Below are 445 nucleotides of genomic sequence, written 5' to 3' on the forward strand. Positions count from 1 at the left end.
CTAACATCAATGTGAGTACAAATACGCAACTAACTTCATTAGGTTTAGATGCAAATCAGTTTAGCAGCATTGATGTATCGAACAACACTTTACTGGAAACGTTAGGGCTGAATAACAATCAGCTGAGTGCTATTGATGTCAGTCGTAATACCGCTTTGACTCGATTAGATTTAGACAACAATCAACTCACAAACATGAACGTGAGTGCAAATACTCAACTTACTTCATTGGGCTTAGATTCAAATCAGCTCAGCAGCATTGATGTATCGAACAACACTTTACTGGAAACGCTGGGCCTTAATAATAATCAATTGAGCACGATTGATGTTGCTAGTAACACGCGCTTAACGCGACTCGATCTTGATAATAACCAGTTGACTAACATAGACGTGAGTGCAAATACACAACTGACGTCACTGGGCTTAGATTCAAATCAGCTCAGCAG

The 445-nt window shown here is 39.6% G+C and carries 1 pseudogene; it reads left to right on the top strand.

The annotated features are described in order from the left end of the window. Window positions 1-445: pseudogene (locus tag J8M01_RS23810) on the top strand (cell surface protein); the annotation flags it as partial.

Origin of the sequence: Pseudoalteromonas sp. MMG005, assembly GCF_018101015.1 — a bacterium.
In the GTDB taxonomy this organism is placed as follows: Bacteria; Pseudomonadota; Gammaproteobacteria; order Enterobacterales; family Alteromonadaceae; genus Pseudoalteromonas; species Pseudoalteromonas aurantia.